Annotated in this window: 14 protein-coding genes; 12 read left to right on the top strand and 2 right to left on the bottom strand. The window is 68.0% G+C overall.

Annotated features, from left to right (window positions below; all coding sequences use genetic code 11):
* Positions 1-13: 13 nt before the first annotated feature.
* Both AC1DG4_RS11880 and AC1DG4_RS11885 read left to right on the top strand, forming a co-directional pair.
* Positions 14-586, top strand: a complete 573-nt coding sequence (locus AC1DG4_RS11880) for a TetR/AcrR family transcriptional regulator (RefSeq protein ID WP_477378410.1) — start codon at positions 14-16, stop codon at positions 584-586.
* 31 nt (positions 587-617) lie between these two features.
* Positions 618-1,721 carry an agmatine deiminase family protein gene (locus tag AC1DG4_RS11885; RefSeq protein WP_477378412.1) on the top strand — a complete coding sequence of 368 codons (1,104 nt, stop codon included), beginning with the start codon at positions 618-620 and terminating at the stop codon, positions 1,719-1,721.
* A gap of 35 nt (positions 1,722-1,756) precedes the next feature.
* Here AC1DG4_RS11885 and AC1DG4_RS11890 read toward each other — a convergent pair whose 3' ends face one another.
* Together AC1DG4_RS11890 and AC1DG4_RS11895 are read right to left on the bottom strand one after the other, a co-directional pair.
* Positions 1,757-2,935 carry a sensor histidine kinase gene (locus AC1DG4_RS11890; protein WP_477378414.1) on the bottom strand — a complete coding sequence of 393 codons (1,179 nt, stop codon included), beginning with the start codon at positions 2,933-2,935 and terminating at the stop codon, positions 1,757-1,759.
* On the bottom strand, positions 2,928-3,587 hold the full coding sequence (locus AC1DG4_RS11895; RefSeq protein ID WP_477421250.1) for a response regulator transcription factor: 660 nt from the start codon (positions 3,585-3,587) through the stop codon (positions 2,928-2,930). Before AC1DG4_RS11895 ends, AC1DG4_RS11890 begins: the two co-directional genes overlap by 8 nt.
* A gap of 142 nt (positions 3,588-3,729) precedes the next feature.
* On the opposite strand from AC1DG4_RS11895, the gene AC1DG4_RS11900 reads away from it, so the two are divergent.
* From AC1DG4_RS11900 to AC1DG4_RS11945, 10 genes are all read left to right on the top strand, one after another.
* On the top strand, positions 3,730-4,227 hold the full coding sequence (locus tag AC1DG4_RS11900; protein ID WP_477378418.1) for a hypothetical protein: 498 nt from the start codon (positions 3,730-3,732) through the stop codon (positions 4,225-4,227).
* Positions 4,224-5,390 (top strand): peptidoglycan-binding protein, encoded by a 1,167-nt coding sequence (locus tag AC1DG4_RS11905; RefSeq protein WP_477421251.1) that lies wholly within the window; start codon positions 4,224-4,226, stop codon positions 5,388-5,390. The genes AC1DG4_RS11900 and AC1DG4_RS11905 overlap by 4 nt, the downstream gene beginning before the upstream one ends.
* On the top strand, positions 5,371-6,042 hold the full coding sequence (locus AC1DG4_RS11910; RefSeq protein WP_477421252.1) for an ABC transporter ATP-binding protein: 672 nt from the start codon (positions 5,371-5,373) through the stop codon (positions 6,040-6,042). The genes AC1DG4_RS11905 and AC1DG4_RS11910 overlap by 20 nt, the downstream gene beginning before the upstream one ends.
* On the top strand, positions 6,039-7,232 hold the full coding sequence (locus AC1DG4_RS11915) for an ABC transporter permease (protein WP_477378424.1): 1,194 nt from the start codon (positions 6,039-6,041) through the stop codon (positions 7,230-7,232). The genes AC1DG4_RS11910 and AC1DG4_RS11915 overlap by 4 nt, the downstream gene beginning before the upstream one ends.
* Before the next feature lie 188 nt (positions 7,233-7,420).
* Positions 7,421-8,704, top strand: a complete 1,284-nt coding sequence (locus tag AC1DG4_RS11920) for a cation:proton antiporter domain-containing protein (protein WP_477378426.1) — start codon at positions 7,421-7,423, stop codon at positions 8,702-8,704.
* 160 nt (positions 8,705-8,864) lie between these two features.
* Entirely contained in the window at positions 8,865-10,370 is a 1,506-nt protein-coding gene (locus AC1DG4_RS11925) for an ABC transporter substrate-binding protein (protein ID WP_477378428.1), read from the top strand.
* A gap of 3 nt (positions 10,371-10,373) precedes the next feature.
* Positions 10,374-11,321 carry an ABC transporter permease gene (locus AC1DG4_RS11930; RefSeq protein WP_477378430.1) on the top strand — a complete coding sequence of 316 codons (948 nt, stop codon included), beginning with the start codon at positions 10,374-10,376 and terminating at the stop codon, positions 11,319-11,321.
* Entirely contained in the window at positions 11,318-12,178 is an 861-nt protein-coding gene (locus AC1DG4_RS11935; RefSeq protein ID WP_477378432.1) for an ABC transporter permease, read from the top strand. Before AC1DG4_RS11930 ends, AC1DG4_RS11935 begins: the two co-directional genes overlap by 4 nt.
* A 32-nt stretch (positions 12,179-12,210) precedes the next feature.
* A complete protein-coding gene (locus AC1DG4_RS11940) occupies positions 12,211-13,161 on the top strand; it encodes an ABC transporter ATP-binding protein (protein WP_477378434.1) in 951 nt (316 codons plus the stop codon).
* Positions 13,158-13,916, top strand: a complete 759-nt coding sequence (locus AC1DG4_RS11945) for an ABC transporter ATP-binding protein (protein ID WP_477378436.1) — start codon at positions 13,158-13,160, stop codon at positions 13,914-13,916. Before AC1DG4_RS11940 ends, AC1DG4_RS11945 begins: the two co-directional genes overlap by 4 nt.
* Positions 13,917-13,948 lie beyond the last annotated feature (32 nt).

Below are 13,948 nucleotides of genomic sequence, written 5' to 3' on the forward strand. Positions count from 1 at the left end.
CACGGAGGCAGCGATGACGGAATCAGACGCACGCGAGCGAATCCTTCTGGCGAGTCGTCATGAGATCGCCCGCAGCGGTGTGCGCGGTCTCCGCGTGCAACGCGTCGCGAAGCGCGCCGGCGTCTCGCTCGGGCTGGTCTACTACCACTTCGAGGATCGTGCAGGTCTCCTCAACGCCACGATCGAAGCGGTCAACACGGCGGTCCAGGAGCGAGGTCCGTCCGCAACCGAGCACGGCACGGACTCGGTGATCGACCTGCTCGTCGCCGAGTTCGAAGAAGACAGCGACGTGCGGGACGACTCCGTGGTGTGGAACGAGATCCGCGCCATCGCCGTTTTCGAAACGGAGCTGCAGGCCGCCCTCGGCCGAAGCACGCGCGAGTGGGAGCAGCGCCTGTACGCACCACTGCAGAAGGCGGGTGTCCCCGAGGAGGAGCTGGCAACGACGACGACGTTGCTGACCGCCTTGGTGGAGGGACTGTCCAGCCGTTGGCTATCAGGCCAGATCGACGTCACCGCGGCGAAGACGTTGATCCGGGCGGGCGCGGAAGCGATCCTTCACGTCGCCCGCGCGCAACGGACCTGACACGAGACCTCGACGAGAGCGAGCCCGCCCGATGGACATCACCCGCCGTACCCTCCTTGTCGCCGCCGGAACAGGGGCGCTCGCGACATTGGCCGGCTGCAGCCCGACCCCGGACGGCAAGACGCCCGTCTCCGACTCCGTCGGCGGGGTCATGCCCGACGAAGGGGCTCAGCACGCCTCCACCTGGATGAGCCTTCACGTCGATGACGAGGTGTGGGGTGAGGAACTGGCGCCTGCGGTGCGTGAGACGCTGCAGGAGCTCGCGCGAACGATCGCGCGCTACGAGCCCGTCACCGCGCTGGTCGCGAAGGGCGGTTCCGCAGGCGTCGACCTCGAAGGCGTGAAGCTCATCGAGCAGGATGCGGACGACCTGTGGATGCGGGACACCGGTCCGACCTTCGTGCGCACCGACGACGGCCTGGCAGGGGTGGATTTCAACTTCAACGGCTGGGGAGACAAGCAGAAGCACGCCCTCGACGCCCGGGTCGCGGAAGAAGTCTGCAAGGACGCGGGAACGGGCCGTATCCGCACCGAGCTCGTGCTCGAGGGCGGTGCGCTCGAGGTCGACGGAGAGGGGACGGCGATCATCACCGAGAGCTGCGTGATCAACGAGAACCGTAATCCGGGGTGGTCGAAGAAGGACGTCGAGAAGGAGCTCGATCGGCTGCTGGGCATCCGCCACGTGATCTGGCTTCCCGGGATCGCCGGGAAGGACATCACGGATGGCCACACCGATTTCTATGCGCGTTTCGCCCGACCCGGTGTGGTCGTCGCGGGTCGGGACGACGATCCGGACAGCTACGACCATGCCGTCACCCGCCGTCATCTCGAGATCCTCGGGAGCGCCGTGGACGCGAAGGGGCGCGCTCTCGAGGTGCACGTCCTGCCGGGACCGAGCACGGTGCGCCCGGAGTTCGCGAACGACGACTTCGCGGCCGGATACGTGAACTTCTATGTGTGCAACGGTGCCGTGATCGCGCCGCAGTTCGGCGACGATGCCGGTGACAGCCATGCCAAGACGACGCTTGCGGCGTTGTTCCCGGGTCGTGAGATCGTGCAGCTCGACATCGATCCCATCGCCGCGGGCGGCGGCGGGATCCACTGCGCGACCCAGCAGCAGCCGGCGGCGCGATAACGCGCCATCCGGGACGCGTCAGTTCACAGGCGTCATCACGCGGGGCGGCGTCGGGGGAAGGCGAGGCGAGTGATCAGCCCGCCCTCGTCGGGGGCGGTGAAGAGGAGCTCGGCCTGGTGCCGTTCGGCGATCGCCGCGACGATGGACAACCCGAGGCCGCGGCCCGTGGCCGGACCCTTCGAGGTGCGGCCTGTCGCGCGGTAGAACGGCTCCGAGAGCCGTTCCACTCCGGTCGCGGGGATCGGCGCACCGCTGTTGGCGATCTGCAGGACGACTTCCGTATCGGTGCGGTCGCGGGTCTCGACGGTGATCCAGCCCCCGGGGATGTTGTGCCGGATCGCGTTGTGGAGCAGGTTGAGGACGAGCTGACGGAGGAGCGCGGGGTCTCCCTCCACGGGGGCCGAGTCGAGTGCGGCGGTGATCGTGATGTCGGTCAGCGCGGCCTCCTCGCCGACCTCGTCGATGAGCCCTGCGACGAGCCGGGCGAGGTCGACGGGGTCGGTCCTGATCGCGCGGGCGCTGACCTCCGCGAGGTCGAGGAGAGCGTCGACGGTGACGATGCTGCGCTCGTTCGTGGTCCTTAGCCGGGTCAGCAGCGCGGTCGAGTCGTCCGAAGGCGCGCCGAGCGCGACGTCGAGCATCGCGCGCGTCGTCGCGAGAGGGGTCCGCAGCTCGTGCGACGCGTTCTGTGCGAACCGGCGGTAGGAGTCGACGGAGCGTTCCAGCTCGGCGAGCATTCCGTCGAAGGTGTGCGCGAGGTCGGTGATCTCATCGCGGGGACCGGTCAGGTTGATGCGGTGGTCGAGATGTCCTTGTGCCGCCCGCCGTGCCGCCGCGTCCATGTAACGCAGCGGGCGGAGCATGCGCCCCGCGACATACCATCCTGCGAGGAGTCCTCCTGCGGCGAGGAGCGGGAAGACGACCACCGACACGATCAGGAGGAGCCGGAGCACGTCCGCGCGGGACGCCACGACGATGGAAGGTGTCGATTCCGCCGGCGCCGGCGGGCTGCCGTCGGCCGGCATCGCGGGCGTGGTGGGCACCGCGAACTCGAAGGTGGGCAGCAGCCCCACGACGACGAAGATGAGCGCGAGCATGATCAGCCCTGCGCCGGACAGGAGCGCGGCATAGGTGAGCGCGAGGCGCGTCCTGACGGTGAGCCGGTAGCGGCGCGTTTCGGGCCGCGCATCCCGGGGATCGATCGGTTCACTCATCGATGACATAGCCGACTCCGGGGATGGTGCGTATCGTCTGCGGTTCGCCGAGCTTGCGGCGCAGGGTGCTGATGGTGACCTTCACAGAATGGGTGAACGGGTTGGTGTTCTCGTCCCACGCCTTCTCGAGCAGCATCTCGGCGCTGACGGCCCCTCCTACCGCGCGGAGCAGGATCTCGAGCACGGCGAACTCCTTGCGGCTGAGGGCCACATGGCGTCCGTCGCGGAAGACCGTGCGACGGATCGGGTCGAGCACGATCCCGCCCCCTTCCAGCTGCGGGGGCAGAGCGTGGAACCGGCGCCGGCCGAGGGCGCGCAATCGGGCGATGAGCTCGGGGAACTCGAACGGTTTGGACAGGTAGTCGTCCGCGCCGAGGGCGAAGCCGTCGACCTTCTGATGGAGGYGCCCGGCAGCGGTGAGCATGAGTACCGCCGGACGAGTTTCACGCGCGGTGAGGATCCTGCACACGTCGTCTCCGTGAACGCCGGGGATGTCCCTGTCGAGGACGACCGCGTCGTAGTCGTTCACGTCGACCGCGGCCAGAGCGGCGTCGCCGTCGGCGGCGATATCGGCCGCGATGGCGGCCTGGGCGAGTCCGTCGCGGATGGCCTCGGCGAGGTACTCCTCGTCTTCAACGACCAGAACTCGCATGCCGCYCCTTTCCGCTGGTGCGCCCATTCAAGCATCGGAGGGGTAAGGGAAACGTCAAGGGGTTCCTTTACGGGTTGCTAACCGGCGCCGCACTGAACTGGGACTGTTCGGCCGAGACGCGGCGGACGGGAAGGAAGCGATCATGATCACCACCCGAGCCCATCGGCGCAGTCTCGTCGGTGCCGTTCTCGGGGGCGCCGCACTGGCCCTCGTGCTGGCGGGATGCACCTCGACGACCCCCGACGCGGGCGGAGACCTGAAGCAGGGGGATGCCAAGACGGCCTACGCGGACTGGCAGGACGACTTCCACGACTGCATGAAGGGGAAGGGGTTCGATCTCTCGGCGATGAAGGACGACCCCACCACCTCATCCGACTCGGGGAAGCTCGATGCCGCAGCATCTGCGTGCCGCAAGGCCCTCGGTAACCCTCCGGCGGATCCGAGCGTGCCGTCGGCCGCCGAGCTGAACGAATCGATGCTGAAGTTCGCGAAATGCATGCGCGCGGCCGGATACGACTACGCGGACCCGAAGATCGATCCCCACGGGGGAGCGCCGATGAGCCCGGCGATGCCGTCCACCTGGAATCCCGCGGACATCGACCGGTGCAGCAAAGACGCAGGACTCGGGGGCGGCAAATGACCCTGCCCGCGACGGATGAGCAGGACGCCGACGTCGATCTGCGTGAGCCCGCGCCGAGTCCGCCGCACCGCCGCACTCGCCGAGCGATCATCGTCACGATCGGCGTGGTCGTCGCCGCAGCCGTCGTCGCCGGCGTGCTGTTCCTGCTGTGGCCGAGCCGGGTGACGGCGGAGCCGAAGAGGGTACCCCCACTGACCCAGTCGGTGACCCGTGGCGACCTCGTCGATCGGGTGCGTACGAACGGGAAACTCAGCTACGGGCAGACGAGGGATCTGGGCACCAGCGTGAGCGGGACGGTGACGGGCACGCCCGGAGCGGGGACGGTCGTCGGCAACGGAGGTGAGCTGTTCCGCGTGAACGATCAGCCCGTGGTGCTCCTGCGCGGCGAGTTGCCGATGTGGCGATCGTTCGAGGAGGGCATGGAGGACGGTCCCGATGTGCTGCAGCTGGAGCGCAGCCTCGCCGAGTTGGGGTTCTTCCCCGGGGACCCGGACCAGCATTTCGCGTGGAGCACCGAAGCCGCGATCGAACGATGGCAGAAGTCCCTGGGGCTGGACCGGACCGGCGTGATCGAGATGGGGCGCGTCGTTTTCTCCTCGAACGACGTGCGCATCGCCGGCCGGAAGACCGATATCGGATCCGCCGCCGGGCCCGCTGTGGTGAGTGTCTCCGGGACGGGAAAGGTGATCACCACCTCGGTCGACCCCTCCCTCAAGGCGGCCGTTCCCATGGGGGGCGAGGTCACCGTGGTGCTGCCCAACGGTGCGGAGGCGAAGGCGAAGGTCGTCGCAGTCGGATCGCCTGTGCAGGAAGAGGATCCGGCAGGGGGAAAGAAGCTCACGCTGCCCCTGACGGTGACCTTGGACCATGCCGCCGCGGCGGACGGCTTCGACGATGCCGACGTGACCGTGCTGATCTCCCAGCTGAAGAGCAGGAATGCCCTTCAGGTCCCCGTGGTCGCCCTCCTCGCGCATCCCGGAGGCGGCTACGCCGTCGAGGTGATGCGGGGCGTGAAGAGTCACAAGGTGCGCGTCCAGCTCGGAGCGTTCGCAGACGGGATGGTCGAGGTCACGAAGGGCGATCTGAAGGTCGGGGACAAGGTGGTGGTGGGTGATGACTKACCCGATCGTCGAATTGCGCTCCGTGACGCGCAGCTACGGTGACCCGCCGACGGTCGCCTTGGCCGACATGGACCTCACCATCGATCCCGGAGAGATGCTCGCCATCGTCGGTCCCTCCGGGTCGGGGAAATCCACCATGCTCAACCTGATCGGCACCCTGGACCGGCCGACTTCCGGACGGATCCGCATCGCCGGTCAGGACGTCACGGCGCTCACCGACAAGGATCTCTCGGCGCTGCGCGCGTACACGATCGGGTTCATCTTCCAGCAGTTCCATCTCGCCGAGGGCGTCAGCGCGATCGACAACGTCGCGACGGGGCTCCTTTACACGGGAATGCCCCGGCAGGAACGCCGGCGACGGGCCGTCGCCGCGCTGGAACGGGTCGGGCTCGGGCATCGGCTGCAGCATCGGCCGAGGCAACTGTCCGGAGGCGAACGGCAACGCGTCGCGATCGCCCGCGCGGTCGTGGGCGAGCCGGCTCTGATCCTGGCCGACGAGCCGACGGGCAGCCTCGACACCCGCTCCGGAGACACCGTGGTCGAGATCCTCGAAGAACTGCACGAGGCCGGTACGACCGTGGTCGTGATCACCCACGACCTGGATCTCGCGAGGCGTCTTCCGCGCCATGTCACGATCCGTGACGGTCGCCTCGAACAGGACCTGCGCGCGCGGCAACCGGAGGTGGCGCGGTGAACGCGTCGGGGCGGCGTTCCCGGATCCGCGGGACCGATCTGCTCGGGCTGGGCACGCATGGATTGAGAGCCCACCCCCTGCGCGCAGCCCTGTCCGCGCTCGGCATCGCCATCGGCATCGCCGCGATGATCGCGGTCGTCGGAATCTCCACCTCCAGCCAAGCCCTGGTGCAGGAGAAGCTGGCTTCCCTCGGCACCGACATGCTCACCGCATCCGCGGGAACGGACGTCCTCGGGAAGAACACCAGACTCCCCGCCGACGCGATCGACAGGATCCGCCGCATCGACGGCGTTCGCACGGCGAGCTGGATCGCGACGCTCGAGGACGTGCACGTGTACCGGAACGCGGAGATCGACAGGGGGGCCACGGGCGGGCTTGCCGTCGTGGCCGCCGACCGGGATCTGCTGCAGGCCACGAGCTCCCGACTTCGTGCAGGCTCCTGGCTGAACACCGCGACCGAACGGTACCCCGCGGTCGTGCTCGGAGAACGCGCGGCACGCAAGCTCGGCATCCACGACACCGGAGCCCAGGTCTGGATCGGCGGCGTCTCCTTCACCGTCGTCGGGATACTCGTGAGCTCCCCCCTCGCGCCGGACCTCGACTCCGCCGCGATCATCGGGGCTCCATTCGCGACAGCCCAGTTCGGATTCAGCGGCTCGCCGACGCTCATGTTCGAACGGTCCGTCGACGCCCGCGTGGGGGAGGTGCGCCGGCTGCTCCCCGCGACCATCAATCCGAGAGCACCCGGCGAGGTGAAGGTGAGCCGCCCGTCCGATGCGCTCGCCGCGAAGAACACCATCGACGACGCGTTCACCGGGCTCCTCGTCGGAGTGGGCTCCATCGCTCTTCTCGTGGGCGGCATCGGAGTCGCGAACACGATGGTGATCTCCGTGCTCGAGCGCCGTCGTGAGATCGGCTTGCGTCGCTCGCTCGGAGCGACCAGGGGCCATATCCGGTCGCAGTTCCTCGTCGAGGCGATGCTGCTCGCGGCATACGGAGGAGTCGTCGGCACGATACTCGGCTGGCTGATCACGGCCGTCGTCGCCCGCGGGAACGGCTGGCTCGTCGCCATCCCGCCCGGCGTGCTCGTCGCCGGCGTCACCGTCACCGTCGTCGTCGGAGCCGTCGCCGGGATGCTCCCCGCCATCCGTGCGGCGCGCACCTCCCCGACGGCCGCCCTTTCGGTCTAGGGCCGCAGCGGTGACGCGACAGCTCGTCGCGTCACCGCATGCTGCCGCACCCGCAAGGGGGCACGTCAGGGATAGGCGCCGTGGGTTCACGACAGCTCCGGTGCGGCGGGTCGTGGAGAGATCGACGCCGGCGCGTCAGACTATGTTCCTGTCGCGCAACGGGTGCGACCAGGAGAGGGGATCCATCGATGCCGGTCATCATCCTCGTGGGCCTCGGCGCGATCATCGTCTGGTCGTTGGTGGCGCGACGCTTCGAGTCCAGGGGCATCGTCGGCCCCGTGATCCTCACGATCATCGGCGCTCTCGTGGTGCTCATCGACACCTCCGCGTTCGTCGAAGCAGTCGACAGCGAGGTCGCCCTCTACGTGGTCGAACTCGTCCTCGCCGTCTTGCTGTTCGTGGACGCCTGCGAGGTCACGGGCGGTCTTTTCGGCGGCGAAGGGCGAATGCTCGCCCGCCTGCTCCTGATCGCCCTGCCGGTCTCGATCGTGCTGGTGGTCCTGGCCGGATACTGGCTGATGCCGGAGGCCAACCTGTTCGTCCTGATCGTGATCGCCTGCGTCGTGATACCGACCGATTTCGCCGCGACGACCGGCCTGCTGCGCTCGGAACGCATACCGGCGAGAATTCGTCAGATCCTCAACGTCGAAAGCGGTTACAACGACGGACTCATCTCTCCGATCTTCGGCATGGCACTTGCGATCGCCGTCGCGCTGCCGGCGAGCGCGAAGGCCACCGACGCCCTGCACCTGGGAAGCGGCGACTCTGCAGGTGGCCTGGACGGGTTCATGAAGGCTCTCGCCGGCGCCGTTCCCGCCACGCTCTTCGCCATCGTCGTGGGCGTGGTGATCGGCGGACTGCTGGGAGCGGTCACCAGATGGGCCGTTCGGCACGGATACGCCGACAGCTCCGGCGTTCGCTTCATCATGCTGCTCGCGCCGCTGCTCACTTACGGCGTCGCCACCGTGCATGGTCTCGGAGCGAACGGCTTCGTGGCTGCCTTCGTGGCCGGCGTCGCCTATCGTTTCATGCGAATTCGTCAGACGTCGCAGCCTGCCGTCGCCCATGAGGAGCTCCTGCTCGTCGAGGAGGCAGCCACCCTCGCGACCAACTTCGTCTGGTTCGTGCTCGGCGCCATGACGACGGAAATGGTCGTCCGCGGCATCGATTGGTCCCTGGCGCTCTTGGCATTGCTGGCTCTCACCGTCTTCCGCCTCCTCCCGGTGTACCTGTCGACGCTCGGGTCGTCCGTCACCGCGAGCGACCGAACGGAGATCGGACTGCTCGGACCCCGTGGCACCGCGACGATCGTGTTCGGTCTGATCGCGTTCAACAAGCTGCCGATGGGGCCCGCCGAGGACGCATTCGACGTCACCGTGCTCACGGTGATCGGCAGCATCCTGCTCCACGGCCTGGTCGCGCCCCTGATCCTGCGGCGCGTGGGGCGCCGCGCGCCCACGACTGCGCCTTGAGCACCCCTCGCTGAACACGCGGCAACACGCCCCGTTCTCCGCCCGTCGAAGAGCGGGAATCCGGTGTGCGGATTCGCCGGTGACCGACGAAGGGTTGACATCGGAGCCTCCGACTCGCACGATAGTTGGATAACATCCAATTCTTTCTAACGAGGCCCTCATGCGACGACGCACGACCACCGTCTCCGCCCTCACCGCCGCGGCACTGCTGCTCGCCGCGCTGACCGGTTGCACGGCCGGAAGCAGCGGTGACAACCAGACTCTCCACGTGATCCGCGCCGAATCCTTCGACGGCTGGGACCCGGACAAGGCCGCCGCCTACGCGACGTATCAGACGCTCAGCAACGTCGAGGAGCCCCTGCTCTCGTTCGGTTCCGACGGGCGCTCGATCGAACCGGGCATCGCGACAACATGGATCTACGACGAGGCCGCGAAGACATGGACCTTCACGCTCCGCGACGGCGTGAAGTTCAGCGATGGCCGTGCCCTGACCCCGCAGGACGTGATCTTCTCCGAGTCCGTCTGGGCCAAGGGCAAGAACTACGGATCGCTGTACGGCAACATCGCCAGCGTCACGTCCGACGATCCGCACACGGTCGTGTTCCACATGAACGCTCCTGACGCGACCCTGCCGGTGCTGATGACGTGGAGTTCGTCGGCGATCTTCCCGAAGGACTTCGGCGGGGTGAGCGAGTCGAAGTTCTGGCAGAAGCCGATCGGCGCGGGCGCGTACGCGATCGATTCATGGAGCACAGGCGGGCAGACGGTGCTCGTCGCCAACGCGCACTACTACCGCAAGGTCGGCGTCAAGCGGGTGATGATCACCACCGTGACCGATGCGAACCAGGGCGCGGCGCTGCTCCAGTCCGGGCAGGCGGACATCTCCGAGTACGTCACGCCGCAGGATGCCGAGGCGTACGGGACGGCGATCAAAGCGCAGCCGGCCAGTCAGATCGAGCATCTGAGCTTCAACACCACCAGGCCGCCGTTGGACGATGTGCACGTGCGGCGGGCGATCGCGGGGGCGCTCGACACGGCGACGATCATCAAGGGGGCCTTCAAGGGGTACGGCGAAGCGCCTGAGGGGATCATCCCTCCGGGGATTGCGAACTGGTCCGCGCCAGACGTGGCGCAGCCGACGTTCGATCTGGCGAAGGCGAAGGCCGAACTCGCCCTGGCGGCCGTGAAGCCCACGCACCTGGAGGTCGTCTACGACGCCTCCAACCAGACCGACAACAATGTGGCGCAGATCATCAAGCAGAACCTCGCCGAGCTGGGCATCGACCTCACGCTCACGCCCCTTGAGACAGGCACCTTCCTCGACCGCGCCTACGGCCTGAAGTCCGACCTCGTGCTCTGGTCCTACGGCCCGGTCTCCCCGGACGCGAGCGATCCTCTCGCCTGGATCAGCGGCACATCCTGGCTGTTCAGCGGGGCGAGCACCGACCGTATCGTCGGGCAGTTCAGCGCCTACGCCGCCGCACAGGATCAGACCGCGCGCGAAGCCATCATCCGCCAGGTGCAGGATGACGCGGCCTCGGAGGTCCTCGCCGCTCCGGTCGCACAGTTCCAGGTACTGGATGCCGTCGGCAAGCGCGTCAAGGGTTTCGCGCCGGCCCCGTGGGGCATGTACTTCTGGTCCAAGATCACGCTGGGCGAGGGCTGATCGGTGGGAGGACGCTACGCCTTCGTCCTGCGACGGATCGCCTACGCGGTCCCGCTGATCATCATCGTCGTGCTGCTCGTGTTCCTCATCCTGAAGATCACCCCGGGCGATCCCGCCAGACTCGTGGTGGGCCTGCGAGCATCGCCGGCGGAGCTCGATGACGCCCGCAGACAGCTCGGATTGGACCAGCCCGCGATCGTGCAGTTCCTGCACTATCTCGGCAACGTGGTGACCGGCGATTTCGGGTTCTCGTTCAAGTCGCAGCAGCCGGTGACGGAGATCATCGCGCAGCGATTGCCCGTGACGTTGTGGCTGCTCGGCTTCGGCGCTCTGGTCTCGGTGATCATCTCGGTGCCCGTCGCGACCCTCGCCGCCCGCAAGCCCGATGGCGTGATCGATCATCTGGCGCGCGGAGCGGGACTCGTGCTGTTCGCGATGCCCTCGTTCTGGACGGGCATCATCCTGATCCTGTTGATCGCGCTGCCCACCGGATGGTTCCCTGTGGGCGGGTTCGGCTATACGCCGCTCGAGCATCTGCGCTCGATCGTCCTCCCCGCGATCACCCTGGCGGTGTCCATGGCACCCTTGCAGGTGCGCAGCTTCCGCGCCAGCCTGCTGGAGGTCCGCTCCTCCGAATACATCACCTCGGCCCGCGCCCTCGGTGTGGGCCCCGTGCGAGTGATGTCGCGATTCGTGCTTCGCAACGCTGCACCTCCCACCGTCGCGGTACTCGCCCTGAATGTCGGCTACATGCTGTTCGGCGCGGTCGTCATCGAGACGACGTTCGCGCTGCCCGGGATCGGTGAGGGCATCGTGCTCGCCTCTCAGCAGCGCGACATTCCCCTGATCCAGGGGTACACGATCCTGTTCGCTGTCGCCGTGGTGCTCGTGTACCTGATCGCCGACGTCGCCGAAGCGATCCTCGACCCGAGAGTGAAGGTCGACTCATGACCGCCCATGCCACGGCAACCGTGCCGCTCGCCATCGCCCGAGTGAGAAAGGAGCGCGGCCGCCGGATCCCGCGCATGGTGTGGGCAGGGACCGCGATCGTCGCCCTGTTCATCGTCGGCGCCGTCTTCGCTCCCGTCATCGCCCCCTACGATCCGCTCGCCCAGGACGTCACCGACGCGCTGCGGGCGCCGTCCTGGCAGCATCTGCTCGGCACCGACTCGCTGGGTCGCGACGTGCTGTCCCGCTTGATCTGGGCCTCCCGGATCGACCTGCTGATCGGCTTCCTCGGGGCCGTCCTGCCGGCGATCGTCGGCACGATCCTCGGCGCCCTCGCCGGGTACTACGGCGGATGGGTCGACACCGCCGTGATGCGATTCTCCGACCTGGTCCAGGCGTTCCCGAGCTACATCCTGGTGATCGCTCTCGTGTTCGTACTCGGCGCCGGGCCCGGATCGATCCTGGTGTCGATGACCGTCGTGTCGTGGGTCGCCTATGCGCGGCTCATGCGCACGGAGATGCTCCGCGTGCGCGAGCAGGACTACATCGCCGCGGCCCGGGTGTCCGGGTTCTCCTCACAGCGGGTGTTGTGGCGGCACGCTCTGCCGAACTCGATCAGCCAGAGCCTGGTCTACCTGCCGTCCGATGTCGTCGCAGCCACGCTGGGACTGGCCGCCCTGTCGTTCCTCGGCCTCGGCATCCAGCCGCCTTCTCCGGAGTGGGGTGCGATGATCGCCGACGGGCAGACCTACATCCGGGTGCAGTGGTGGCTCTCCACCGTTCCCGGCTTCGCGATCGTGCTGTTCGGGCTCGGGCTGAGCATGATCGGAGAGGGGCTCGAGTCATGGGTGCGCAAGTGAGACCGATGGTCGGATCCGCGGAGGAATCGCCGATGACCCCGCTCGTCCTGTCTGTGGAAGACCTCGCGATCGATCTGAGCATCGACGGTCGTCGCCTCACGCCGGTGGACGGCGTCTCGTTCGCTGTCGGACGCGGAGAGACCCTCGGCATCGTCGGTGAATCAGGTTCGGGCAAGAGCCTGACCCTGCGCGGCGTGCTGGGCATCCTGCCCGAAGGGGCGACCCGTCGCGGCACGATCACGCTTCCCCATGGGGAGGGCGACCGGCCGGCCCGTGTCGCGCTCATCTTCCAGGAGCCGATGCTCGCGCTGAACCCGACCATGCGCGTCGGGGACTTCATCGCCGAGGGGATCCGAGCCCACGGCGGCACACCCCGCGCCGCAATTCAGGCCAAGGTGCTGCAGCTGATGGCTGACGTCGGGATCCCCGAGCCCGCACGCCGTGCCCGCATGTGGCCGCATGAGCTGTCCGGGGGACTCCGGCAGCGGGTCATGATCGCCGCTGCTCTCGGCACAGAGCCGGATGTCCTGCTGTGCGATGAGCCGACCACGGCGCTGGACGTCACCATTCAGGCTCAGATCCTCGCCCTGCTGCGGCGGCTCAGCGAGGAGCGCGGCATGGGAATGGTGTTCGTCTCGCACGACCTGGCCGTCGTCGGCTCGATCAGCGATCGCATCGCGGTGATGTACGCCGGACGGCTCGTGGAGTCGGGAACGGCCGACCAGGTGCTGCACCACCCGCAGCATCCTTACACCGCCGCTCTCCTCGGGTGCACCCCCTCCGCGGTCAGCGGTGACGCGGAGCTCGAGACCATTCCCGGCACCCCGCCCGACCCTGGTCGATTCCCCGTCGGGTGCCGGTTCGCCCCCCGCTGCCCGTTCGAGGTCGAAGCCTGCCACAGTGCCAGCTATCTGCTCGTCGAGCGGGCGGGCGGAATGACCGCGTGCATCCGCACAGACCTCACGTTGGAGACCCGCGTATGAGCACGGCCCTGGAAGCTCTGAATGCGACCGTGCACTACGGTCGCCCGCGACGCGGCGAGCGTCCCGCTCTGAACGGCGTCGACCTGGCGGTTCGGGCGGGAGAGTCCGTGGGGATCGTGGGCGAGTCGGGGTCGGGCAAATCCACCCTCGCCAAGGCCCTCATCGGGTTGATCCCCCTCACCTCCGGTGAGATCCGGATCGACGGGGATCCGGTCGACCGCCGGCGCACCCGGGAGCAGGTGCGTCTCCTGCAGATGGTGTTCCAGGATCCCAGTTCATCCCTCAATCCGCGCATGTCGATCGGCCCGATGCTCGAAGAGCTGATCCGGTTCCATCGCCTGGCCTCCGGTGCGGGCGTGCGGGCCCGCGCGTGGGAGCTCCTGGACAGGGTCGGCCTGCCGGACTCCGCCTACCATGCCCTGCCGCGGCGGCTCTCCGGTGGCCAGAGGCAGCGGGTCGGCATCGCTCGAGCGCTCGCAGTCGATCCGAAGATCCTGATCGCCGACGAGTCGACCGCGGCGCTGGACGTGTCCGTGCAGGCGGCCATCCTCAACCTGCTGATGCAGCTGAAACGCGATCTGGGTCTCACGCTGCTGTTCATCTCCCACGACCTCGCCGTGGTGCAGCACATCAGCGAACGGGTCGTGGTGATGAAGGACGGAGCGGTTCTGGAGGATCGGCCTGCTGCAGAGCTCTTCGCGGAGCCGGAGCACGCGTACACCCGTCAGCTGCTCTCGGCCGTACCCCGCCTATAGACTCGCTGCCGTGTTGCGCCGCACGACGGCGC

The sequence above is a fragment of the Microbacterium sp. 05N427 genome (assembly GCF_056397105.1).